Below are 21,974 nucleotides of genomic sequence, written 5' to 3' on the forward strand. Positions count from 1 at the left end.
CCGGTTCCCAGGTCTCCCGCGTACCGGCCCAGCGGACACCGTCGGAGCAGCTGCCGCCCGCCCCGGCAACACCGGCACCGCAGCCGCCCCGCCGCCGGATGCGGACGGTGCTCACTGTCGTCGCTGGCGTGCTCGCCCTGCTCTGCCTCGGCGGAGTCGCAACGGCCTACGTGTGGTACACCCGCGCCTCGACGCCGGACCGCAGCACGCCGGACGTCGCGGTCATCAATTACCTTCAGGCGACGCTCGTCTCCCGCGAACCGAACCGAGCGAATTTGTTCACCTGCGAAGGTGCTGTCCCCTCGGTCGATGAGTTCGCTGCGGACGTTGCCGGACGGGAGCAGGAACTGGGCGTCTCTTTTTCGATCAATATCGAAGACGTCGTCGTTACTGAGACTGTCGGCACCGATGCCACCGTTATCGCTGTCATTCGGCGGAGCGCCGCAATTGACGGAGTTCATCAGAGCTTGGCGGACACGTGGCAGTTCGATTTGAATAACCGGGACGGATGGCGTGTATGTGCTGGCACCAGGATTAGTTGACTCTCATTCAATCCACAACAAATGGACTGGCACTTCCAGGGTGGTTGGTGACTGGCCGCGCCAGGCCCAGCGGTACCACTCCACCTCGGGCGTGATTCGCACGCAGATGTCTCCTTCGGAACCCGAGTAGGTTTCGGTGACCGCTCGAAGGTCGCGGTGCTCCAGGCCGCCCTCGACGTGCACCACCCGCCGACCGGTGACCGCGTCCGCTTCGAAGACCGGTGTGGGGGTCCGGTGTGCCGGGCCGTCCAGCGAGACCAACCGGATACCGCTGTCACGTGCGGCGTCCACCTCCGGTCGGCTGCCGACGGTCTCCACCCAGACCCGTTCCAGCGGCACCAGCGGCGCGAACACTTCGACCTGGTCTGCTTCGGCCCGGTACCACTCGTGCTCGGGGATCACCGGCACGTAGGTTCGGGCGCTCTGCACCACCCGGTCGTCCGCGCGCAGGTCGCCCCGCCAACCCATCCCGGGCAGCCCGACCAGCACCCGTTGCCCCCGTAACTCCACCCGCTCGGTCGCGGGAACGATGGCCAGGGGTCGGGGCGGCTGCGGTGCCCAGTCGGGCTGGTCGGCGAACGGATCGGGCAATGGTCCGGTCATGACCGCAATGGCCTCACTCAGCGGCGCGCAGCGGAGCGCCCCGCTCGCGCATGAACGGGACCGGATTCACCGCGCCGGACGCGTTGCGGTTGTTCTGCAGGTGCACCTCGAAATGCAGGTGCGGGCCGGAGGAGTTACCACTGCTGCCGACCTTGCCGATCACCTGACCGGCCGTCACGATCTGATCCTTCTTGACGAAGGGCTGAACCACCATGTGGCAGTACCGCGTGATGTAGCCACCGGCGTGCAGCAGGTCGACGAACCAACCGCAGCCCCCCTTGCCGGGGAAGCCGTCAACGTTGCAGTCCTGTCGGCCGCGGTGATCCTCGTCGCAGGTCGAAACCAGCACCCGACCGGTCGCTGCCGCGCGGATCTCGGTGCCCTTGGCCGCGCCGATGTCGACTCCGTTGTGGCTGGGTCGGCTGGCGGTGCGGAAACCGGAGCCGACTCCACCGGGGATCGGCGCGGTCCAGCCGGAGGCAGCGATCTGACCGCGTTCGGCCGCGTTGCACACCGCCTTGCCGTTGATCTCGACGGTGCGGGCCGCACCGCCGGCCAGCGCGTCCACTATCCGGCTGGCTACCTCTTCGTGCTTGGCGTACGCGTCCGGGTATGCGCTGACCTGCACCCGCTGCGCGACCGCGGTGAGCGGTCGGCGTTGCCAACTCTCCACCTTGACGAGCTTCTCGTAGAACTTGCGAGCCGCGTACGCGGGGTTCAACCGCTGGGCGACCGTGCCCCACCCAGGCCGCTGCTGGAACAGGCCCAGCGAGTCGTGGTCCGCGCCAACACCTTCGTGTGGCAGGGCCAGGGACTCGGGTACGCCGCTGTTCGCCAGGTTGCGTAGGGCGGACTCCTGCATCGCGGTGGCGAGGGCGACCACCCAACCTCGCGAGGGCACACCCATGTCTTGGCCGACCTTGATGATGATCGCGGCATTCCGGACCTGGGTGTCGCCGTACTGGGCGAATCGCGGCAGCTTGCCCGCGATGTTCACCGCTCGGACCGGCCCGCACTCCATGCCTGCCATGGTGTCGCCGTTCTCGGCGTCGTCGCCTCCGAGTCCGGTGAGGAAGAACGCCGCGGTGCCGCCGGTGCAGCAGAGCAGAAACAGCATTCCGGTGAGCACCGCGGCGACCACACCGAGCCGGAGGGGACCGCGGCGGAGTTTGGCGCTACCAACGTCGCTCATGGCCGCTCCCAGTCCAGAACGTCGACCAGCCAACCATCATCGGAGGTGACCAGCTCCAACCGGAGCCCGCCGGCATCAAGGGGAAGCAGCAACTCGACGAACGTCTCGGTCCGCTCTCGCATGGTTGGCGGACCGGTTACCTTCTCGGCCGGCACGCTCTCGGGCTCGGCGCCGGTCAACTTGTCCCTGAGCGCCGGCGTGGAAAGTGGCCGTAGACCAGCCTGCCACTCTTCGGTGGTCATTCCGGGACGGCCCAGCCAGGCCTTGGCGAAGCGGTCGGCCGTCTGTTCGGGCGTGCGGGCGCCGGGCGACGTCACGGGTGTCGGCGGGGTCGCGCTGTCGAGCAGACCGTCGTCGCCGGCCGTCGGGTCCACGGTGATGATCGGCCCATTCGGACGGCTACTCAACCCATCGGCTGAATCGCCCGGGTTGGAGATCAGCCTGGCCGCCCCGAGCACACCGACGACCACCACCCCGATCGCGAGCGCAACGCCCAGTCGGGAGCGCAGCGCCCGGGTGAAGAGGAATTCCAACGCCCGTCGCATCACCGTCACCTCGCCTCTGAGCGCACCCGAGGTCCGGTGCGATCCGGCGCTCGCTCGGTGGAGCCCGGGCGGTAGACCACGAACGACGGGTTCTCAGCCGGAACGTCCGGCTCGGTCCAGGTTGCTGGCTGTCGGCGTCGGGGTTGCGGGGCGGTTGGGCGGCTCCGACCTCTGCCCTCCTCCGCCGGCGCCTCGTCGGGTCGCTCTCGACCGTCGGGGCGCACCGTGTCCGCGCGCCGGCCCTCGGCCGCCGCAGCGGTCGGCACCGGAGCCGGGTCCTCCCGCCGCGCCTCGGGACGTAGCCGGGTCTGCGTTGCGTCGGGCGACCGTCGACGTCCGCCCACCGGCTCGGCGGTGCCGCCCGGCTCGGCTACGTCCAGCCGTGCGGCGGTACGCATGTCGCGGAAGAACCGGCGGTGCCAGGACCCAGCCGAACTGACCGCTTCGCTGCTGTCCTTGCCGCCGAGTTGCGTGATCCGCCGGTACGGCCGCAGCAACAGCCATCCGACCACCCCGCAGAGCCACACCAGCACCACCTGAAGCCAGCCCGGCATGGTGGGGGTACTCATGATCAGGTCGACGGCGAACAGGTAGATGGCGGCCCCGGTGCCGAAGATGGCGATGTTGAACAGCGCGGCGACCACGGCGTTCGCCAACCGCCGCAGACCGGCGCTGGCCGGCCGCAGTAGACCGACGGTGCCCAGGATGGGTGCTGCGATCACCGCCCACCGGAAGATCAGGAAACCCAGCAGGACCAGTAGCGACGCGGTCAGGTCGAACATTGCAAAGAGTAGGGCCGCGAGCACGGCGATGAACCCTGCGCCAACCCGGTCCATATCGCGTACACCTTGGAGGTATTCATACGCCTCTGGATCTTCGGCCTTAATCTGCTGCGCCACCCGGGCCCACTGCTGCTGCTTGGCCTTGATCGTCGCGTCTCGGGCCGCCGAGCTGGCGCGCATCGACTTGGCCTCACCCCACGTCAAAGATTTTGCATCGTAGAGTGCGGGGCCGTATTTGAGCGCGGTCTCGCTCTCTGCTGAACCTAGTACGCCGCGGAGCCAGTTCCGGTAGAGCATTGTCTCGGTAGCGGTGTCGCTGGCTCGGACGGCAGGGGCTCGTAGGTCCTTGCAGCGATCAGGATCGATGCATCGCCCTGGGTCCGGCTCCTTCGCCTGCGGCCCAACGGCGTCATGCACGACTCCGAGACTGGTGACAAGGGCGCCGTCGGCGATGTTCGCTGACTTGACCGGCCAAGCGGCTAATGCCGTGACCGCGACCATCACCAGCAGTGCCCAGCCCGCAGTGGTCATCGCGTTGCTCATGTCTGACTGGCGGGACCGCCAAAGTAGGTAAAGTCCCACCACACACAGGGTGACGATGCCGAAGACGCTGAACACCTTCTGGTACACGGCCTTGGTCGCCTGTTCGACAAGCGGGTCAGCCCATCCCCACATGGAACCGGGGTCCCAGGCGCGTTCTCTGAGCGCATTTGATGCGCCGATGATCGCTGTGGCGGCCATGAACTCACCATTGGCAATCGTCGTGGTGAACTTGTAGTCCGGATGAAGCACGCTTGAGGCGCAGCCACCGTCGATGTCATAGGTGTTATAGCTGTAGCCACCGTAGCCATAGAGGCTGTACCGACCAGCTACTCCATTTGCGGCCTCGGTCGGGGGCGCGGCGGCGAACCAACCGGCGAGCCCGGAGTCCGGCGTACCCGGTGTCGGTGCGTTGCGGCAAGTGACCTGGTCGTCGGCGACCGCTTCTAGCTTCCTCACGCAGGTGCGGAAGTCGGCTTGCCATTCCGCGGTCGTGCAGAGGTCGGCGCGGGCCTGGGCGGTGGGCGGTGCGGCGGCTGCGGCCTCCGCGCCGATCAGCGGCCAGGTGAGGGTGGCCCCGGCCAGTACGCCAAGGGCGAGCAGGAACGACACGGTCCTTGCCCAGGCCCTAGCCATGTCACGCCTCCAGATCCGGCAGGGGGATGCTCGGCAGGACTCCGGCAGCCGCGGCGATCGCGGCGGGCGTCGTGTCGAGGTGGTCCAGCAGCCCTTCGACGTACGAGACGTCGACTCGGACCTTCTGCACCCGGCCGTCGACGTCGCGCATCACGAACTCGCGGAAGCCGAGCCGGCTGGACGAGCTGGTGTCGGCGGCGGAGAGTGAGGCCAGGGTGGCCTCGTACCCGTCGTTGACCGGCACCCGCAGCAGCCGTAGCGCTTCGGAGGCGATCTCGGCGTCCTCGGCGATGCGGCCGACGAAGACGGTGGAGACGAGGTTCTGCACGTCGAGGCCGAGGATGTCACGGGGGTTCTGGGAGGCGACCAGTGCGGCCAGGTTCCACTTGCGGGAGTCGCGGGCGAGCCGGACCAGGAAGGAGCGCCCGGACCGCCAGCCTTCCATGAAGTGCGCCTCGTCGAGGCCGACGAGTTTGCGGGATGACATCGATCCGCCGTAGCAGCGCCGGACGGCGAGCCGGTGCGCGGTGTGCAGCATCGGCAGGGCCAGTGCTTCCTCGGCCGACCAGTACTCGCGTTCGATCTTGAGGTCGGGCAACCGTAGCCCGGCCATGGTGATCACGGTGAGTGCCGCGTCGGCACCGAGCAGCCCTTCCGGCGGTCGGCCGAAGAAGAGCATGGCCAGTGGCATCTCGGCGGTGTCCAGCAGGAGGTTGGCCAGTTCCTTGCCGGCGTCGTCGTCGAGCCGCCCGAGGCAGCTCACCACGTCGTCCAGGGTGGAGGTCTCCTCGGCGGGGACCTGGCGGACGGCGTGCCGGAAGAGGGTGGCGGTCGACGCCTCCCTGGCCACCTGCGGCGGGACGAGCATCATGCAGATGTCCTGGACCAGCATTCGCCGCTCGGCTCGGGCGTTGGAGACCGCGATCTCGAACTCCCGGTCACCGGCGGCCCCGCTGCCGAACTCTGAGCGCAGCGGCGTCGGGATGAGCGAGTAGGGCGCCAGGGTGCCGTGCTCCGAGCCGGTCAGGTTCAACACCCGGGAGTACGGCCGCAGCTCGGGCATCGCGCAGAGGCGGGCCAACGGGCCGGACGGGTCGAGCAGGGTCACCTGGACACCTCGGCGGGCGGCCAGGTAGCCCAGGGCGCCGAGCAGGGTCGACTTGCCACCGCCCGGTTCGGCGACGAAGACCGCGAGCCCGGAGCGTTCCCGGACCTCCATGGGGAAGTGCAGATCGAGGAAGACCGGGCGGCGGCAGGTGCCGGCGGTTCGGCCGATCAGGTCGCCCCGCCGGTCGCCCACGTTGGATGCGGCCTGGGGGAGCGCGGCGGCGAGCAACGGCACCGGCATGCGACGCACGTAGCCGGTGTTGGCGATCGGTTCGCCGGGGATGAACTCGCGGGCCAGCCAGTCCTGGTTCTTCGGGTGCTGCAGCGAGACGCGCAGCTCCCGGGAGTAGAGCTGGATGAGACGGCGGGCCCGCTCCAGGCATTCCTCCCTGGTGCGGCCGCCGACCGCGATCCGGTGCCAGCCGTGCGCACGGGCCGAGTCCACCGGCAGGCCGGTGGTCATCTCGTCGCCGATCACCAGGGCGCGCTTGGCCAGTCGCTCCAGCTCCGGGGGCGCGTCGATGCCGTGTTCGGCGTAGTCGAGCTGTTGCGAGCGGATCATCCGCAGCCGGTGTTCGAGATTGCGGAAGGAGTCGCCGGAGCCGAGGATGTCGACCCGGGTGGAGATTTCCATCGGCCAGGGCAGCCGCTCGTGGAAGTGCAGCCAGGGCTCGTGTCGTTCCGGGATCTCCAGAGGCTCCATCCGGCCGACCGCGAGCACGGCCACGTGCCGCTCCTCGCCGGTCATCCGGTTGACCAGCTTGACCGTCGAGCCGTACGGGGTGCGGTAGCGCTCTACCTGCTCGGTCATGGCGAGCAGGTCGCCGCGCTCCCAGCGCCCGTCGGTGACGGGGGAGAGGGTGCTCGGCGGCGACATGCACAGCGCCACCGAGCGGTAGAGCAGCCATTCCAGCTCCTGGGCGGTGACCCGCCGGCCGCGCATGCCGAACGCCCCGAGCACCTCGTCGAACTGTTCCACGGTGCGGCCCAGCTTGCGGCGTTCCCCATCGGCGGTGCCCCGGCCGAAGGTGCGCAGCAGCCGCTCGGTGAGCGAGTCGCCGAGGGAACGCCGGGCGAAGGTGACACCCAGGTAGGTCTGGCCCTCGGCGTGGTTGACCGCCATCAGGTGGCGTTGGGCGGCGACCAGGTGGTCGGCCCAGCCGGTGGTGCCGGGGACGTCGGGCAGCGGCGCCGAAGTGTGCGTGTCGATCGTGCGCGCCCACTCGTCGGCGGGGAACGGCCGGGTGGTGCGGCGCAGATGCAGGCGGAAGCCGGCCAGGCCGGCGTACTGCTCGGAGATCGCCGACAGCAGCGCCTCGCGCTCGGCGTCCGGCCGGAACGCCCAGCGGACCTCGGGCAGCCAGTACCAGGCGGTGACGGTGTTCGGCGTGAACGTGAGGTGGCCGGCGATCTCGGTGATGGCCAGTTCGACCGACGGATCCCGATCCCCGAATTTGATCTTTGGAGCGCGAACCCGGGTCGGCTTGATCGGTCGGTCCGGTCGGCTCGCCGTGCGCTGTCGGGGTGCGGCGATCTCCTTGCCGGTGCTCCTGGGCCGATCCGAGTCGGTGGCCCGGCGCGGCGCGGGTTCGAGAGCTGGCCGATCCGCAGCCGTGATCATTGCCGGTTGCTCCGAGGGGGCCGTGGACCGGCTGGCGGCGGCCGTCGGCTGGGATGGCGCTTGAGCCGCCGGTCGGGTCGGCGACGCCGCTGTGGGGCGGCCGCCCGGCACGGTGTTGGCGGGTCGGCGGACGGAACCGGTGGTCGCCGTCGGCGACCCGCCGCCGGTGGAAGGATCGGGCTCGTCCGGCGGACGCAGCATCGGCCGTCGATCGCCGGCCTGGTGCGGCACCCGGGACTCGCTGGCCGGGTGGCCGCCTCCGTGCCGTGGCTCGACGGGTCGGCCGCCGTTGCCGGACGGGTCGGCCGGCGTCCACGGTGGCTCGAACTCGGGAACCGCGCGGGCTGGTGCCGGGCTGGCGGTGGATGGCGGCTGATGTGGGATCGCCGGCTGCTCCCGGGTGCTCGGGCCGGCGGTGACGGCCCGTGGCGAGGCGGGGGGTCGTCCCCCGCCGCCGAAGAGGTCCAGGAAGGGGGAATCGATGTCGGCGTTCTCGCCCGCCGACACGGCGGTCGGCTCGGCCGGTGGCGTCCGGCGGGGAACCGGTCGGGGTGCCTGGAACACGCCGACGGCACCGTGGCCGGGCGACGTCACCAGCGCGGGGTCGGGGGCAACCTCGTCCTCGTCCTCGGTGTAGTCGAATGAGTGCGAACGGTGACCGACCGGTGCGCCCGGGCGGCCAGCCGGGGAGCCCGGCGTGGAGGAGCGGCTCATGCGATCGCCTCGGCGACCGTCGGCAGACCCATGCCCGCGTCCTGCGACGGACCGTTCGACGTACGTCCGGTCATGCCAGCTCCTCCCGAATCCTGATCCGGCTGCCGACCAGGCGCGGATCGCGCTGCTCGACCGCCGGCTCCCGGGTGCGTCGCCAGTCGGTCAGCGCGGTGCGGATGACCACCCGCGCCGGCCGATCGGGGTCGACGTGCCGGAAGATGAACGACGTGGTCACGATGGCGAGCGCGATCTCCCAGGCTGGGAAGAGCTCGACCGTCAACGTGAACAGCCAGTGGATGAACATGTAGAGGGGGACCAGCAGCATGAAGAGCCCGTACTGGGCGTAGGGCAGGTGGACCGGAAGGGTGTAACCGGGCGGCCCGAGGTAGACCAGGCGGGCCCGGTAGATGTCGTCGTCGGTGCGCAGCCGCATCTGGTGAACGCGCCTATTCGAAGATCAGGTCGATCAGGTAATCGCCGACGAAGAAGAGTGTTGCCGCGCCAGCGATGAAGGCGAGCCCGACGATGGCGATCGCGGAGCTGGTCAGCACCTTGGAGATCTCGCCTCGGCTGGCACGGCCGATGAAGATGACGCCCAGGACGGCGAGCAGGATCGGCGCGATCTTGCTGGCGAAGAAGGTGACGACACTGTTGGTGTCGATCCCCTTCGGTGCCGGCTCCGCGAGTGGAGTCGACGCCAGGGTGGAGAGCGCGTGGGCGACGCCGGACGACGCCGTCTCCATGAGCTCGAAGGCGATCACTGGAACCTCCCCATAGCGCGGCCGGCGGTGCCGCGGCGGTGCAATAGGCAAGCCTGGCGGGAAATGTGCCCACAGGGCGCAGCGTTCTCGACCCTGTGTTCGTTACTCACCACGGAGAGTGGCGAGGTTTGGGCGGTTTTCCCCCGCTTCGGCCCTCCCTCCAAGCTTCGCCATCTCGATGCTGGCCAATTCCAAAGCGTACGGGCCGCCCCGGATTGCGACAAGCCGCGAAGGGGCTCCCCGATGCTGCCCGGATGACCGATCGTACACCTGTTCTAACGAGCACGTCAGGAAGGGTTGCCCCGGGTCGGAGGGCGTCGCCACCACGACCGGTACCGTCTAGTCGTGACCGATCTGGTGCGGGCTTCGGGCCCGGTGGTGATGGGCGTCCTCAACGTCACACCGGACTCCTTCTCCGACGGCGGACGGTACGCCGACCTGGACGCCGCCGTCGGACACGGCGTCCGTCTGCGCGATGCCGGTGCGCACCTGGTCGACATCGGTGGCGAGTCGACCCGTCCGGGCGCCGAGCGGATCGACGCCGCGACCGAGGCCGAGCGGGTGTTGCCGGTCATCCGCGAGCTGACCGCCGCCGGTGTGGCGGTCAGCGTCGACACCACCCGCGCGCGGGTCGCGGAGGCCGCCCTGGCCGCCGGCGCGGCGGTGGTCAACGACGTCTCCGGTGGCCTGGCCGACCCGGACATGGCCCGGGTGGTCCGCGACGCGCACTGCCCCTGGGTGCTGATGCACTGGCGTGGGCACTCCCGTGCCATGCGCGAGCTGGCCACCTACACCGACGTGGTGGTCGACGTCCGGGCCGAGTTGGCCCAACGGATCGACACGGCGCTGGCCGCCGGGGTGGCCGCCGACCGCCTCATCGTCGACCCCGGGCTCGGCTTCGCCAAGACGGCCGCGCACAACTGGGAACTCAGCGCCCGTCTGCCGGAGTTGCTGGATCTCGGCTACCCGCTGCTCTTCGGGGCGAGCCGCAAGTCGTACCTCGGTGGGTTGCTGGCCGGCGCGGACGGCACGCCACGACCGACCGCCCAGCGGGAGGCGGCCACCGTGGCCACCAGCGTGCTGGCGGTCGCCGCGGGCGCCTGGGGCGTACGCGTGCACGACGTGCAGGCCACCGCCGACGCGCTCGCCGTCTGGGCGGCGACCGGCAGCCCTCGCCTGGCCGTGCCGCCGCACGACAGCAAGCGAACGCAAGACGATCACGAGCATGGGGTACGGCGATGACGACGGACCGGATCCAGCTGACCGGGCTGCGGGCGCGCGGCCGGCACGGGGTGTACGACTTCGAACGCGCACAGGGGCAGGACTTCGTGGTCGACGCCGTCCTGGAGCTGGACCTCGGCCCGGCCGCGGCCAGCGACGACGTCACCGCGACCGTGCACTACGGCGAGCTGGCCGAGCGCCTGGTCGCGGTGGTGACCGGCGAGCCGGTCAACCTGATCGAGACCCTGGCGGACCGGCTCCTCGCGGTCTGCCTGGCAGACGTTCGGGTCGACGCCGCGACGATCACCGTGCACAAGCCGGAGGCCCCGGTGCCGCACACCTTCACCGACGTGGCCGTCACCATGACCCGGACGCGTACCCGGTGACCCGGGCGGTCCTCTCACTCGGCAGCAACCTGGGCGACCGCCTGGAGCACCTGCGCACGGCCGTCGCCACCCTCGGCGACGCGGTGCTCGTGCTCTCCGGGGTGTACGAGACTCCACCGTGGGGCGACACCGATCAGCCCCCGTACCTCAACGCGGTGGTGCTCGTGCAGGACGAGAGCGCGACCCCGCGCGACTGGCTGGAGCGGGCCCGCGACGCGGAGCGAGCGGCCGGCCGGGTCCGAGACCCGCAGCGGCGGTTCGGGCCGCGCACCCTCGACGTGGACGTGATCGCGGTCTGGGGCGACGACGACGAGCCGGTGCTCAGCGACGAGGAGGAGCTGACCCTGCCGCACCCCCGGGCGCACCTGCGCGCCTTCGTGCTGCGTCCGTGGATCGACATCCAGCCGTACGGTCGGCTGCCCGGTCACGGCTGGCTGACGGACCTGCTGACCACCGGCCCCGCGGCCGACGAGGCGTTGGAACTGCGTCCCCGGCCGGAGTTGGCGTTAGAGTCGACGGCATGACCGAGCGGAACCGGCCGGCATGACGCAGGCGAAGCCCCCACCCCGCGGGTCGGGCCCGGACGGGTCGCGGATGGGCCCCACCCGGATCTCGACCCTGGTCGTGGCCGGCCTGGCTGCGGCGGCGGTGGCCTGGCTGCTGATCAGCACCCTCTACTACAGCGGCATTCCCCGCCTGCCCTGGCTGCCGGTGGTGACGCTGGCCGGGCTCGCCGTGCTGGAGGCGTACGCCGCGATCAACACCCGGGGCCGGATCGAGCGCAAGCCGGGTCGGGACCCGGTCAACCCGCTGTTGGTCGCCCGTTTCGTGGTGCTGGCCAAGGCGTCGGCACTGGCCGCCGCGATCTTCGCGGGCTTCTACGGGGGGCTCACCGGCTGGCTCTTCGTGGAGACCACCCGTGCGGCCCTGGATGATCGACCGGCCGCCAGCGGGGGCCTGCTCGCCTCGCTGGCACTGGTCGGCGCCGCGCTCTGGTTGGAGCGCTCCTGCCGGGTGCCGGAACGCCCGGACGACGAGCGCGAGCAGGACCCTTGGGAGAGCCGCCCCGGCCAGCGCTGAGCAGGGGGTTACGCCCGGCTGCGGGCGCGGGTACGGTGCCTGCGATCGGAGAGCAAGGGCCGCCCAGGGTCCGTCCGTGCGCCGGACTGGGGACGGTCGGCCACTGGGGAGGCGGCGTCATGGGGTACGAAGAAGCGGGCCGGGACCGGTCGGCCGAACCCGCGTCTGGGGTGCCGGCCGCCGTACTGGAGAACGTCTTCGACGACCCAACCCACGGTGAGCCCGGCCGGGATCGGATCGGCGTACACCTGGGGTGGGAGCTGTTGCTGCTGGCCGGGCTGGCCGCCGTGAGCTGGCTGCTCTGGCGGGAGGATCCGGCCGCGGTGCGCGACGGCAATCTGCGCACGCTGTTGATCGACGCGGTCGGGCTGGGTCTGCTCGCCCTGGCCGCCGGGCTGAGTCTGCGGACGGCCGCGCCGAACCTGGCCGTCGGCCCGATCGCGGTGGCGGCCGCCCTGCACTACGCCGAGCAGGGTGATCGGGGCCTGCCGGCGTCGCTCGGCCCGGCCGTGGCGGTCGCCTCGGTGGGCGGGCTGGCGCTGGCGCTGGCCGTGGTGGTGCTGCACGTGCCGGGCTGGGCCGCCAGCCTGGCCGGTGCCGCCGCCGTGGTGGTGTACATCGAACGCCGTTCGGCGCCCGTGCTGGTGCAGGGCGACTACGACCCCACCAGCAGCGCCGGTTACCTCTTCGCCGGCTTCGCCGCGGTGGCCGTCCTGGGTGGCCTGTTCGGCGCGATCCGGGCGATCCGCCGGCTCGTCGGCCGGTACCGGCCGATCACCGACCCGGCCCGTCGGCGGGGCGCGGTGGCCGCCGTGGTGACCGCCGTCGCGTTGGTCGTCTCCACGGTGCTGGCCGCTCTTGCCGGCATGCTGCTCGCCGCCAACGACCCCGGGCCGGTCGAGCCCACCTCGGGGCTGGACTGGACGGTCCTGGCCATCGGCGTGGCCCTGCTCGCCGGCACCAGCGCGTACGGCCGCCGGGGCGGCGTGTTCGGCACGCTGCTGGCGGTCGGCCTGGTCACCGTCTTCCAGGTGTACGCGCCGGAGCGCGGCTGGACGCTGAGCAACTGGGCGGTCGGTGGGGCCGCGCTCGGCGTCGGGTTGCTGGCCACCCGGCTGGTCGAGACGCTCGGGCGACCCCGACCGGGCAGCCCCGACCGACCCGAGCCGGTAAGCGACGGCACGATCAGCTCGGGCTGGGCCACGCCGCAGCCGCAGTCCGTCGACAACTGGCCTCCCACGCTGCCGACCCAGGCCGCGCCCCAACCGATCGACCCCTGGCGGGATCCGCGGTGGGAGGACGGCCCGCGACGGTGGGACACCGACGAGCGGTGAGCCGCGTCGCGTCCGTCGAGCCGGAGCTGATCTCGACCGTTAGGCTCGGCGACATGACCGACTCACCTGCCGCCACCCCGGGCGGAACCTCGTTCGAGGAGCTTGACGCGCTGTCCACCGAGGAGCTGCGGGAGCGGGCGTTCGCCCGGGCCCGGGAGCATCGGGACGTGGGCTTCTACTGGTCGGTGCTGCGCCACCTGCCGAACGCGGACGAGGCCACGGTGCTGGACGGCGCCCCGAACTCGATCGGCCCGACGATCGACGAGGCCAACGCGCTGTGGCGGGAGTTGACCGGTCACGGCTACGAGGAGTCGGCGCCGCTGCTGCGGGCCGCCTTCATCGACTACCTGATGAAGCACTGAGCCGCTCGGGGCAGCCCAGGTCCGCCCGAGCCACCGGTTCGGGGCCTGGGCGGATCGCGTCGCTCGTCCACCGTTCCGGCCCGGTCAGCCGCTACGGCACGGCCGCCGGCACCGGCGCGCTCGCCGTGTTGCTGCTGGTCGGGATCTGCGGCAGTCCGGCGTACACCGGCTGGGCCGCCACCCTGACCGACCCGGAGTCGGGCGGCGCGTTCTACGCGCGCCTGCTCGCCTGGCCGGCCTGGCGGCTCGACGCGGACGGGCAGGCCGGCGGGTTGTTCGCCGCCGACGTGCGAGCTGTGCTGCTGGTGGTCCTCGCGGTGGCCCTGCTCTACCTGCTGCCCGCCGCCCAGGTGGCCCGGGTGCCCGGCCCGGTCAGCCAGTTCTTCTCCGGCTGGGCCGCGTACGTGCTGGCCGGAGGGCTCGCCGCCGTGCTGGCGGCGCTGCTCGGCCCGGCACCGTCACTGCTGGGCGCACTACAGGACGCCAGCACCGGTGCCGGTTACGGCTTCCTCACCGGGTGGATCATCGGCATCGCCAGCCTCGGTGGTCGCGCCTGACCCGACCGAGCAGGCCGAGGACCCCGCCGAGGCGGGGTCAGCTGGTCGGGCGGCCGAGGTCGAGGAGGCGCTGTCGGCTGAGCGCGCCCACCGGCCGGCCGGCGTCGGTCACGAGGAGTCGGTCCCGGCCCGAGGTGAGCAGGACCGCCAACGCGTCGTACGCGGAGCCGTCCACAGCGACGGTGGGCAGGTCCGGTGCGGCGTCCTCGGGCACCGGCTCCAGCGCCTCCCGGTCGAGCGGGGTGACCGCCAACCGGCGGATGCCCCGGTCGGCGCCGACGAACTCGCGTACGAACGCAGTGGCGGGTGCGCCGAGCAGTGCGGCCGGGGTGTCGTACTGCTCCAGGTGACCGCCCTCGGAGAGGACCGCGATCCGGTCACCGAGTCGGACGGCCTCGTCGAGGTCGTGGGTGACCAGCACGATCGTCTTGCGCACCTCGGCCTGGAGGCGCAGGAACTCCTCCTGGAGGCGGGCCCGGACGATCGGGTCGACTGCCGAGAACGGCTCGTCCATCAACAGCACCACCGGGTCGGCGGCGAGCGCCCGGGCCACCCCGACCCGCTGCCGCTGGCCACCCGACAGCTCGTGCGGGTAGCGACCGCCGAACTCCGTCGGGTCCAGCCCGACCAGGTCGAGCAGCTCGTCGACCCGGGTCCGGGTCTGGTCCTTGGGCCAGCGGAGCAGGCCCGGCACGGTGGCCACGTTGGCCCGCACGGTCTGGTGTGGAAAGAGACCGACGTTCTGGATCACGTACCCGATTCGACGGCGCAGTCGCACCGGGTCGACGTTCGTGACGTCTTCGTCGCCGAGCGTGATGCGACCGGCGGTCGGCTCGATCAGGCGATTGATCATCCGCAGCACTGTCGACTTGCCGCAGCCGGACGGACCGATCAGCACCACCAGCTCGCCGGCCCGGACATCCAGGCTGAGGTCCCGGACAGCTTCGGTGCCGTTCGGGTAGCGCTTCTGGATGCCGTGCAGCGCGATCGACGCCGCGCGAGGGGACTGGGCCACGCTGGCAGCCTCCGGGGTAACGTCCACGTATGTCCTTCCGCCTGAGCTACCGGGCCGACCCGGGTAACCCCTGGTTCTCCTGGCAGTACGTGCGGGACAACTCTGACACGATCCTCGCCGCGGTGCGCGAACACGCCTCCCTCACCGGCCGAGCGGTGTTGATCGCGGTGCTGATCGCCCTGCCCTTGTCCGTGCTGGCGTACTGGGTGCGTCCGCTCGCCGGTCCGATCCTCGCCGTCAGCGGGGTGGTCTACACCATCCCGTCGTTGGCGCTCTTCGCGTTCATCGCCCCCTACCTGGGCACCGGGGCGACCACGGTGCTGGTCGGGCTGGTCCTCTACGCGCTGCTGCTGATCGTGCGCAACGTGGTGGCCGGTCTCAACCAGGTGCCCGCGGAGGTTCGCGAGGCCGCCGAGGGCATGGGTTACGGCCGGTGGAGGCGGCTGTTCCGGATCGACCTGCCGCTGGCGCTGCCGGGCATCGTGACCGGCGTACGACTGGCGACCGTCTCGACGGTGGCGTTGGTCACGGTCGGGGTGCTGGTCGGGCACGGCGGGCTCGGGCAGTTGATCTTCGCGGGCTTCCAGAACAACCTCTACAAGGCCGAGATCATGACGGCCGCACTGCTTTGCGTGGCGCTCGCGGTCGTGCTCGACCTGTTGCTCATCCTGGTTGCCCGACTGGTGACTCCCTGGTCCACCCGGAGGGCACGGTGACCGGCGCGGCGAACCCGATCGGGCAGGCGATCACCTGGATCAACGACCCACTGAACTGGACCAACCCCGGCGGCATGCTGGACCGGCTCGGTGAGCACCTGACGATCTCCGCCCTGGCGGTGGCGCTCGGCTGCCTGGTGGCCTGGCCGCTCGGGCTCTGGTTGGGGCACCTCGGTCGAGGTGGCGGCCTCGTGGTGCTGATCTCCAACGCCACCCTGGCCATCCCCACCCTGGCGCTGCTGACCATCCTCCCGGTCGTCTTCGCCAGCGGTTTCGGGAAGACACCGGTGGTGGTGGCACTGGCTGTCTTCGCCGTGCCGCCGCTGCTGGCCAACGCGTACACCGGGGTTCGGCAGGTGGACCCGGAGGCCCGCGACGCGGCCCGGGGGATGGGCCTGTCGAGCGCACAGCTGCTGCGCCGGGTGGAGTTGCCGCTCGCGGTGCCCTATCTGGCGGCCGGCTTCCGCACCGCGGCGGTCCAGGTGATCGCGACCGCGGCGCTGGCGTCCTTCGTCAACGGCGGCGGCCTGGGCCAGATCATCCGGACCGGCTTCGGTATCGGTATCGCGGCCGGCGGCGGGCAGATCGTCGCCGGCGGTGTGCTGGTGGCCGGGCTCGCGCTGCTGGCCGAGGTGGTCCTCGGCGGCGTCGAACGGCTGGTCACCCCCAAGCCGTTGCGGCGCGGGCGGCAGCGCCTCAGGCGGCCCCGGGCCGCCGACGCCACCGGGAGCGCCTGATCCGTCTGGGTGAACCCGCGACGAGCTGGCGACCCACGCCCGTCAAATCCGTGACGATGGGGTGACGAAGTCCATCCCAAGTTGTCGGTCGGTTCCGGAGCATGTTGGGTGGACATTCGCGGGCGGCCGACAGTCAGGATCGCCCGTCGGACACGCGGCCGGCCCGGGACGGGTCGCGCCGGGACACGGAAGGCGGGCACATGCGCGCACGTACACGTCTGGCGATCGGGGCGATCAGCGCCGTCGCCGGAGCGGCACTCCTCACCGGCTGCGGTGACGCCGGTTCGTCCGGCACCGACGCACCCCAGACGAGCGCCTCCGGCGCCGGGTGCGCCCCGGTCGCCGGCCAGCAGCTCATCGCTCTACAGGACGACAAGAAGCTCCAGAATTCCGACAACGTCATTCCCGCCGTCAACAGCAAGGCGGCCAACCCGCAGCTGATCGCCGCACTGGACAAGGTCTCCGCCGCGCTCGACACCCCGAAGCTGATCCAGCTCAACAAGGCCGTCAACGAGGACCGCAAGACCCCCAAGGTGGCGGCCGAGGAGTTCGCCAGCGCGAACAACCTCACCGCGGGCATCGCCAAGGGCCCGGGCGGCGACATCACGGTGGGCGCCGGCAACTTCGCCGAGAGTCAGATCCTGGGCGAGCTGTACCGGATCGTGCTCACCGCCGCCGGCTACCAGGTCAAGGTGCAGCAGATTGGCAACCGGGAGCTCTACGCGCCGGCCCTGGAGAAGGGCGAGATCCAGGTCGTCCCGGAGTACGCGGCGACCATGGCCGAGTTCCTCAACACCAAGGCCAACGGCCAGAACGCGCAGCCGGTCTCCTCGCCGGACATCAACACGACGGTGACCGCGCTCAAGGCCGAGGGCGACAAGGCAGGCCTCACCTTCGGCACCCCGGCCGCCGCACAGGACCAGAACGCCTTCGCGGTGACCCAGGCCTTCGCCGACAAGTACGGCGTGCGGACCCTCTCCGAGTTGGCGGCGAAGTGCTCCGGCAGCGCGACCGTGCTGGGTGGCCCGCCGGAGTGCGAGCAGCGTCCGTTCTGCAAGCCGGGCCTGGAGAAGACCTACGGGCTGTCGGTCGGCAAGTTCTCCTCACTGGACCAGGGTGGACCGCTGACCAAGAGCGGTCTGCGCGACGGTTCGATCAGCGTGGGTCTGATCTTCTCCTCGGATGGCGCCTTCGCCACCAGCTGAGCCTTTTCCGCACGTGCTGAAGACGCCCCCGCCTCCGACCGGCGGGGGCGTCCGCGCGTCCCGAGGACCCCGTTCCCTCCGGTGGATATCGTGGGTAGGCTGCACATCCATGCCAGCCCCGGCCACCTCTGACGTCCGGCGTCAACCACCGCTGCTGACCATGCTCTTCTGGGCGGGCGTCGCTCTCGCGCCGGTGGCGGCGCTGATCCTGCTGGTGGCCGACGGCAACGGCCCGCTGCGTTTCGCCGCGGTGCTCGCCATCCTCGCGGTGGTGCTGATCGGCCTCTCCATCGCGTTGCGGCCCGACGGGGAGGGCGCCTCGGCGCGGACCGACGAGTTGCTGGACGAGATCGAGGAGCTGCGTCGGGAGTTGCGCAGCGAGATCGTGGCCGCCGCCCAGCGCGGTAACCAGGCGCTCGATCAGGCGCAACGGGCCCAGGAGGGGATCGCCGCGGTGCGCCGCCGTCTCGACGCCAGCGGTGCTGCCCTCGCCGGTGCCGCCCCCGCCGTCGAGCCGGCAGGCGCAGGCGCCGGGCGAGCGCGGGTGGCAGCCGTCGAGCCGCCGGTGGACGACACGCCGGTGGCCCGTAACCGGGGCGACGCGCCGGCCGGCCGCGCCCGGGTGTCCGGCCCCGACGACGCGCCCCGGTGGGGGCGCCCCGAGCACCCGGACGACGACGAGCCGGCGTACGCCCGGGAGGCCCCGGAGCCGCCGGCCACCGCCGGGATGTACGGCGGGGAACGGCCGGCCGCCACCGCGTACGGCTCAGCTCGCCCCCGGGAGCACGACCGCCCCGAGGCGGCGCACCGGCCGGGTGGCGTGGTCCGACACACCGAGACCGTGCACGTCACCACCCGGCACACAGTGGTGGACGGCGGCCCGGCCGAGCCTGCCGGGCGCTACGGCGGTGCTGGGTACGCCGGTCAGTGGACCCCACCCGCGCAGGAGTGGACCCGGGGCGGCGACGCCGATCAGCCCCCTCGCCCGTCGGGCCGGGCGAGGAGCGAGCCGGAGCAGCACCCCAGGGCCGGGTACGGCGACGAGCCGGGCTGGACGGGCCGCCGCGACGAGCCGGAGTGGACGGATCGGCGCGACGCGTACGCCCAGCCCGACGAGCCCTCTCCGGCGGCCCGGTCACACCGCACCCCGGAGAGGGCGGCGGCGGAATCCTGGGACAGCCCGGACGATCGGGGCTGGTCGGAGCAGCGCGACCGGGCGGGCGCCCTGGCACCGCAGCCCGGGCCGCCGCTGCGGGCCGACGACACCGGCGAGTACTGGTCGCAGCTGCGGGCCGGTGACCGGTGGGCCGCCGTCCGCGACGACGAGAACGGTCGCGAGTTGCGGGTCGGCGAACGTCGGGCCGAGGTGCACGCCGACGCCACCGGCACCGAGTACCGGGTGGCCGACCGCTGGGCCGCCGCCCGCTACGAGGATCCGCGCCGTCACGAGGACGCCGCCCGCTACGAGGACGCCGGCCGGTATGAAGAACCGCGCCGCCACGACGGTGGTCGGCGGGCCGAGCCGGGAAGGCCCGCGCTGCCGGTCGGCGGTGTGCCGGTGCCGGACGAGTGGCGCCCACCGCGCCAACGCGGCCACCAGGCGGAACCCGTGCCGGAACGGACCGGGCGGCGGCGGGTCGACGAGCGCTACGGCTACCCGCCGCAGGACGACGTGCCGCGTGCCGGCGGCGCGCCACCCACCGACCGCTGGCGGTGACCGGTCAGGCGGCTCGGGTCACTTGTCGATGTCGCCGACCACGAAGAACATCGAGCCGAGGATCGCGATCAGATCAGGGACCAGGCAGCCGGGGAGCAGGGTGGCCAACGCCTGCACGTTCGCGTACGAGGCGGTGCGCAGCTTCAACCGCCACGGCGTCTTCTCGCCCCGGGACACCAGGTAGTAGCCGTTGATGCCGAGCGGGTTCTCCGTCCAGGCGTACGTGTGCCCCTCCGGCGCCTTGAGCACCTTCGGCAGCCGGGTGTTGATCGGCCCGGTCAGCCGGTCCACCCGGTCGAGGCACTGCTCGGCAATGTCCAGTGACGCGTACACCTGATCGAGCAGCACCTCGAAACGGGCGTGGCAGTCGCCGGCGGTCTTGGTGACCACCGGCACGTCCAGCTCGTCGTAGGCCAGGTAGGGGTCGTCGCGGCGCAGGTCCAGGTCGAGCCCCGAGGCCCGGGCCACCGGGCCGGACGCGCCGAACGCGGCGGCGTCCGCGGCGGACAGCACGCCCACGCCGACGGTGCGGGCCAGGAAGATCTCGTTACGCCGGATCAGGTGGTCCAGGTCGGGCAACCGGCGGCGTACCTCGCCGATCGCCGCCCGGGCCCGCCCGGTCCACCCGTACGGCACCTCTTCCTTGAGGCCACCCACCCGGTTGAACATGTAGTGGATCCGGCCGCCGGAGACCTCCTCCATCACCGCCTGGATGGTCTCGCGTTCCCGGAAGGCGTAGAAGATCGGCGTGATCGCCCCGATCTCCAACGGGTACGAGCCGAGGAACATCAGGTGGTTGAGCACCCGGTTCAGCTCCGCGAGGGCCATCCGCAGCCAGGTGGCCCGCTCCGGCACCTCCATGCCCATCAGGCGTTCGACCGCGAGCACCACACCCAGCTCGTTGGAAAACGCCGAGAGCCAGTCGTGCCGGTTGGCCAGCACGATGATCTGCCGGTAGTCGCGTACCTCGAAGAGCTTCTCCGCGCCCCGGTGCATGTAACCGACGATCGGTTCGCAGGCGACCACCCGCTCGCCGTCGAGCACCAGCTTCAACCGCAGCACACCATGGGTGGAGGGGTGCTGCGGGCCGATGTTCAGCACCATGTCGGTGCCGAGCTGCTGATCACCGGTGCCGGCGATCAGCCCGGCCCCGGTGCCGACGGTCAGTTCACGGAGGTCCCCGGCGTCGGTGGTCATGCCCGTCATCGTGCCACGGCCGGCCCGAGCGGGATGCCGACCGGCTGGCGCAACCACCAGTGCCCGCCGAGCCCGGCCGGGTCGGTCAGCTCGGCCACCGCCGACGCGGCGGCCAGCGCCCGCAGGTAGCCGACCGGGTCGGTGCCGGCCAGGCTGAGCGGCGGTCGCCCGCCGTCGGCCCCGAGCGCCCGCAGCGCCTCCCGCTGCAAAACCAGGGAGTACGCGCACCGGGCGACCGCCGCACCAGCGGAGGCGACCGAGTCCATGGCCACGTGCGCGGTGACATCACTCGACCCGTCGGGCACCGGAGGCACCTGCCGCCCACCCCGGTACCCGGTCAACGTCCCGTCCACGGGCCGGTCCTTCTTCAGGTGCCCGTAGTCGACTGCCACCGCCAGCCCTCGACTGATCTTCCTTACCGCGTGCGTCCAGGCTTCGTCCCTGGTCCGTCCGATCTCGGCTCGGTGGTTGCTGTGGGGGGTTTCCGGGCAGCCCGGCTGGCTCCGGGCGGTCAGGCTTGATCCCTCCGCCGGCCGGGCTGCCCGGAAACCCGACTCGCTTCCGCTTGTCGCGTCCGTCCAGGTCACTACCGGAGTCGGGCCACTGTCTGTGCTGGGCGAGGCTTGGGGGCTGGGCCACCACTTCGTGAGCCAGTCGAGATCAGCAGGGCTGACCAGCTCACCAAGCGTCTCAGCGCCGCTCCCGGGATCGACCAGCACATATCGCCAGCCGTCTTCGGTGTGCACCGCCAGGTCCAGCGGCACGTTGTCCAACCACTCGGTAGCTATCAACACTCCGTTGATCTGATCTGGGATCTCGGGTGTCCAGTTGATCTCTTCGGGCAGGTTCTCCGGGCGGTCGGCGTACTCGACTGCTGTGAAGCGCACGCGCTCCGCGAGCGACGGTCGGACCGTGCCGGACGACGGCTCATTCCGCAAGGAACGGACGGAGGTCGTGGGAGTCAGGGTTTCCGGGGAGCCCGCCCGCGGAGGGATCAAGCCTGACCGCCCGGAGCGGGTGGGCTCCCCGGAAACCCCCACCGCGCCCTCGACGGACGCCCGCAGAGCGCGGAGCAGTTCTCCTCGACCCGCGCCCACGTCGACCACGTCAAGTCGCGAGGGGTGGCCGAGGGCGGCGTCCACCTCCGTGACAAGGCGCAGCAGGGCGGTGGCGAAGGCCGGGGACGCGTGCACGCTGGTGCGGAAGTGGTCGGCCGGTCCGGTGCCGGCGACGAAGAAGCCGCCCGGCCCGTAGAGGGCGCTGGCCATGGCGTCCCGCCACAAGATCGACATCAGTGCGTTCCGCGTCGCGTGTGGGTCACCGTGCCGACCCTACGGTCAGCGAGTACGAGGCGACTCGTGATCCCCGCACGCGCAGTCCAACCCGGCGATCTTGCACTTGCTG

The 21,974-nt window shown here is 71.5% G+C and carries 22 protein-coding genes; 12 read left to right on the plus strand and 10 right to left on the minus strand.

Translation table 11 applies throughout. From position 1 onward, the window contains the following. Positions 1–98: 98 nt before the first annotated feature. Positions 99–542 carry a hypothetical protein gene (locus ACIA47_RS12020; protein ID WP_238411090.1) on the plus strand — a complete coding sequence of 148 codons (444 nt, stop codon included), beginning with the start codon at positions 99–101 and terminating at the stop codon, positions 540–542. Positions 543–545: 3 nt separating this feature from the next. Here the strand turns inward: ACIA47_RS12020 and ACIA47_RS12025 are convergent, their stop codons facing one another. From ACIA47_RS12025 to ACIA47_RS12055, 7 genes are all read right to left on the minus strand, one after another. Continuing rightward, entirely contained in the window at positions 546–1,145 is a 600-nt protein-coding gene (locus tag ACIA47_RS12025) for a hypothetical protein (RefSeq protein WP_396707523.1), read from the minus strand. Between the two features lie 13 nt (positions 1,146–1,158). Further along, positions 1,159–2,337 (minus strand): M23 family metallopeptidase, encoded by a 1,179-nt coding sequence (locus ACIA47_RS12030; protein WP_396707525.1) that lies wholly within the window; start codon positions 2,335–2,337, stop codon positions 1,159–1,161. Then, positions 2,334–2,882 (minus strand): hypothetical protein, encoded by a 549-nt coding sequence (locus tag ACIA47_RS12035; RefSeq protein ID WP_396707527.1) that lies wholly within the window; start codon positions 2,880–2,882, stop codon positions 2,334–2,336. The genes ACIA47_RS12030 and ACIA47_RS12035 overlap by 4 nt, the downstream gene beginning before the upstream one ends. A gap of 5 nt (positions 2,883–2,887) precedes the next feature. Continuing rightward, complete coding sequence (locus ACIA47_RS12040) at positions 2,888–4,840, minus strand: MFS transporter (RefSeq protein ID WP_396707529.1); 1,953 nt, start codon at positions 4,838–4,840, stop codon at positions 2,888–2,890. A gap of 1 nt (position 4,841) precedes the next feature. Continuing rightward, complete coding sequence (locus ACIA47_RS12045; protein ID WP_396707531.1) at positions 4,842–8,282, minus strand: ATP-binding protein; 3,441 nt, start codon at positions 8,280–8,282, stop codon at positions 4,842–4,844. A 70-nt stretch (positions 8,283–8,352) separates the two neighbouring features. After that, positions 8,353–8,715, minus strand: coding sequence for a hypothetical protein (locus tag ACIA47_RS12050; RefSeq protein ID WP_053654782.1), 363 nt, complete (start codon positions 8,713–8,715; stop codon positions 8,353–8,355). A gap of 13 nt (positions 8,716–8,728) precedes the next feature. Continuing rightward, positions 8,729–9,043 carry a hypothetical protein gene (locus ACIA47_RS12055; RefSeq protein ID WP_074315118.1) on the minus strand — a complete coding sequence of 105 codons (315 nt, stop codon included), beginning with the start codon at positions 9,041–9,043 and terminating at the stop codon, positions 8,729–8,731. A gap of 345 nt (positions 9,044–9,388) precedes the next feature. On the opposite strand from ACIA47_RS12055, the gene folP reads away from it, so the two are divergent. The 7 genes from folP to ACIA47_RS12090 all read left to right on the plus strand — a co-directional run bounded on the left by folP (position 9,389) and on the right by ACIA47_RS12090 (position 13,983). Further along, complete coding sequence (folP, locus tag ACIA47_RS12060) at positions 9,389–10,285, plus strand: dihydropteroate synthase (protein WP_396707533.1); 897 nt, start codon at positions 9,389–9,391, stop codon at positions 10,283–10,285. Then, a complete protein-coding gene (gene folB / locus ACIA47_RS12065) occupies positions 10,282–10,650 on the plus strand; it encodes a dihydroneopterin aldolase (RefSeq protein WP_203121478.1) in 369 nt (122 codons plus the stop codon). The genes folP and folB overlap by 4 nt, the downstream gene beginning before the upstream one ends. Then, the gene (gene folK, locus ACIA47_RS12070) at positions 10,647–11,174 is read left to right on the plus strand and encodes a 2-amino-4-hydroxy-6-hydroxymethyldihydropteridine diphosphokinase (RefSeq protein WP_396707536.1); all 528 of its coding nucleotides are present in this window, start codon (positions 10,647–10,649) and stop codon (positions 11,172–11,174) included. The genes folB and folK overlap by 4 nt, the downstream gene beginning before the upstream one ends. A gap of 19 nt (positions 11,175–11,193) precedes the next feature. Further along, a complete protein-coding gene (locus tag ACIA47_RS12075; RefSeq protein ID WP_203121482.1) occupies positions 11,194–11,730 on the plus strand; it encodes a DUF3180 domain-containing protein in 537 nt (178 codons plus the stop codon). A gap of 119 nt (positions 11,731–11,849) precedes the next feature. Further along, complete coding sequence (locus ACIA47_RS12080; protein WP_396707538.1) at positions 11,850–13,064, plus strand: ABC transporter permease; 1,215 nt, start codon at positions 11,850–11,852, stop codon at positions 13,062–13,064. 53 nt (positions 13,065–13,117) lie between these two features. After that, positions 13,118–13,426, plus strand: coding sequence for a hypothetical protein (locus ACIA47_RS12085; RefSeq protein ID WP_203121486.1), 309 nt, complete (start codon positions 13,118–13,120; stop codon positions 13,424–13,426). Between the two features lie 125 nt (positions 13,427–13,551). Then, positions 13,552–13,983 (plus strand): hypothetical protein, encoded by a 432-nt coding sequence (locus ACIA47_RS12090; RefSeq protein WP_396707540.1) that lies wholly within the window; start codon positions 13,552–13,554, stop codon positions 13,981–13,983. A 37-nt stretch (positions 13,984–14,020) separates the two neighbouring features. On the opposite strand, the gene ACIA47_RS12095 is transcribed toward ACIA47_RS12090, so the two are convergent. After that, positions 14,021–15,025, minus strand: coding sequence for an ABC transporter ATP-binding protein (locus ACIA47_RS12095; RefSeq protein WP_203121488.1), 1,005 nt, complete (start codon positions 15,023–15,025; stop codon positions 14,021–14,023). A 2-nt stretch (positions 15,026–15,027) separates the two neighbouring features. Here ACIA47_RS12095 and ACIA47_RS12100 point away from each other — a divergent pair, with 2 nt between their 5' ends. The 4 genes from ACIA47_RS12100 (at position 15,028) to ACIA47_RS12115 (ending at position 19,373) form a co-directional block, all read left to right on the plus strand. Beyond that, a complete protein-coding gene (locus ACIA47_RS12100; protein WP_203121490.1) occupies positions 15,028–15,714 on the plus strand; it encodes an ABC transporter permease in 687 nt (228 codons plus the stop codon). Next, positions 15,711–16,451: an ABC transporter permease gene (locus ACIA47_RS12105; protein WP_203121492.1), complete on the plus strand. Its 741-nt coding sequence runs from the start codon at positions 15,711–15,713 to the stop codon at positions 16,449–16,451. Before ACIA47_RS12100 ends, ACIA47_RS12105 begins: the two co-directional genes overlap by 4 nt. A gap of 200 nt (positions 16,452–16,651) precedes the next feature. Beyond that, positions 16,652–17,656: a glycine betaine ABC transporter substrate-binding protein gene (locus ACIA47_RS12110; protein ID WP_203121494.1), complete on the plus strand. Its 1,005-nt coding sequence runs from the start codon at positions 16,652–16,654 to the stop codon at positions 17,654–17,656. Between the two features lie 109 nt (positions 17,657–17,765). Then, positions 17,766–19,373, plus strand: a complete 1,608-nt coding sequence (locus tag ACIA47_RS12115; RefSeq protein ID WP_396707544.1) for a hypothetical protein — start codon at positions 17,766–17,768, stop codon at positions 19,371–19,373. An 18-nt stretch (positions 19,374–19,391) separates the two neighbouring features. Here ACIA47_RS12115 and ACIA47_RS12120 read toward each other — a convergent pair whose 3' ends face one another. Together ACIA47_RS12120 and ACIA47_RS12125 are read right to left on the minus strand one after the other, a co-directional pair. Beyond that, entirely contained in the window at positions 19,392–20,579 is a 1,188-nt protein-coding gene (locus tag ACIA47_RS12120) for an NADH-quinone oxidoreductase subunit D (protein ID WP_396707545.1), read from the minus strand. Then, on the minus strand, positions 20,576–21,862 hold the full coding sequence (locus ACIA47_RS12125) for an SAM-dependent methyltransferase (RefSeq protein WP_396707547.1): 1,287 nt from the start codon (positions 21,860–21,862) through the stop codon (positions 20,576–20,578). The genes ACIA47_RS12120 and ACIA47_RS12125 overlap by 4 nt, the downstream gene beginning before the upstream one ends. Positions 21,863–21,974: the final 112 nt, after the last annotated feature.

The organism is Micromonospora sp. NPDC051227, assembly GCF_044455385.1.
Taxonomy (GTDB): Bacteria; Actinomycetota; Actinomycetes; order Mycobacteriales; family Micromonosporaceae; genus Micromonospora.

Excerpts from the sequence above, each read along its gene's own strand:
- ACIA47_RS12085 (WP_203121486.1), top strand. The coding sequence starts at position 13,118 with ATGACCGACTCACCTGCCGCCACCCCGGGCGGAACCTCGTTCGAGGAG.
- ACIA47_RS12075 (WP_203121482.1), top strand. The coding sequence starts at position 11,194 with ATGACGCAGGCGAAGCCCCCACCCCGCGGGTCGGGCCCGGACGGGTCG.
- ACIA47_RS12035 (WP_396707527.1), bottom strand. The coding sequence starts at position 2,882 with ATGCGACGGGCGTTGGAATTCCTCTTCACCCGGGCGCTGCGCTCCCGA.
- ACIA47_RS12100 (WP_203121490.1), top strand. The coding sequence starts at position 15,028 with ATGTCCTTCCGCCTGAGCTACCGGGCCGACCCGGGTAACCCCTGGTTC.
- ACIA47_RS12045 (WP_396707531.1), bottom strand. The coding sequence starts at position 8,282 with ATGAGCCGCTCCTCCACGCCGGGCTCCCCGGCTGGCCGCCCGGGCGCA.
- ACIA47_RS12120 (WP_396707545.1), bottom strand. The coding sequence starts at position 20,579 with ATGACGGGCATGACCACCGACGCCGGGGACCTCCGTGAACTGACCGTC.
- ACIA47_RS12110 (WP_203121494.1), top strand. The coding sequence starts at position 16,652 with ATGCGCGCACGTACACGTCTGGCGATCGGGGCGATCAGCGCCGTCGCC.
- ACIA47_RS12050 (WP_053654782.1), bottom strand. The coding sequence starts at position 8,715 with ATGCGGCTGCGCACCGACGACGACATCTACCGGGCCCGCCTGGTCTAC.
- ACIA47_RS12040 (WP_396707529.1), bottom strand. The coding sequence starts at position 4,840 with ATGGCTAGGGCCTGGGCAAGGACCGTGTCGTTCCTGCTCGCCCTTGGC.
- folB (WP_203121478.1), top strand. The coding sequence starts at position 10,282 with ATGACGACGGACCGGATCCAGCTGACCGGGCTGCGGGCGCGCGGCCGG.
- ACIA47_RS12115 (WP_396707544.1), top strand. The coding sequence starts at position 17,766 with ATGCCAGCCCCGGCCACCTCTGACGTCCGGCGTCAACCACCGCTGCTG.
- ACIA47_RS12080 (WP_396707538.1), top strand. The coding sequence starts at position 11,850 with ATGGGGTACGAAGAAGCGGGCCGGGACCGGTCGGCCGAACCCGCGTCT.
- ACIA47_RS12030 (WP_396707525.1), bottom strand. The coding sequence starts at position 2,337 with ATGAGCGACGTTGGTAGCGCCAAACTCCGCCGCGGTCCCCTCCGGCTC.
- ACIA47_RS12025 (WP_396707523.1), bottom strand. The coding sequence starts at position 1,145 with ATGACCGGACCATTGCCCGATCCGTTCGCCGACCAGCCCGACTGGGCA.
- ACIA47_RS12020 (WP_238411090.1), top strand. The coding sequence starts at position 99 with ATGCGGACGGTGCTCACTGTCGTCGCTGGCGTGCTCGCCCTGCTCTGC.
- ACIA47_RS12125 (WP_396707547.1), bottom strand. The coding sequence starts at position 21,862 with ATGTCGATCTTGTGGCGGGACGCCATGGCCAGCGCCCTCTACGGGCCG.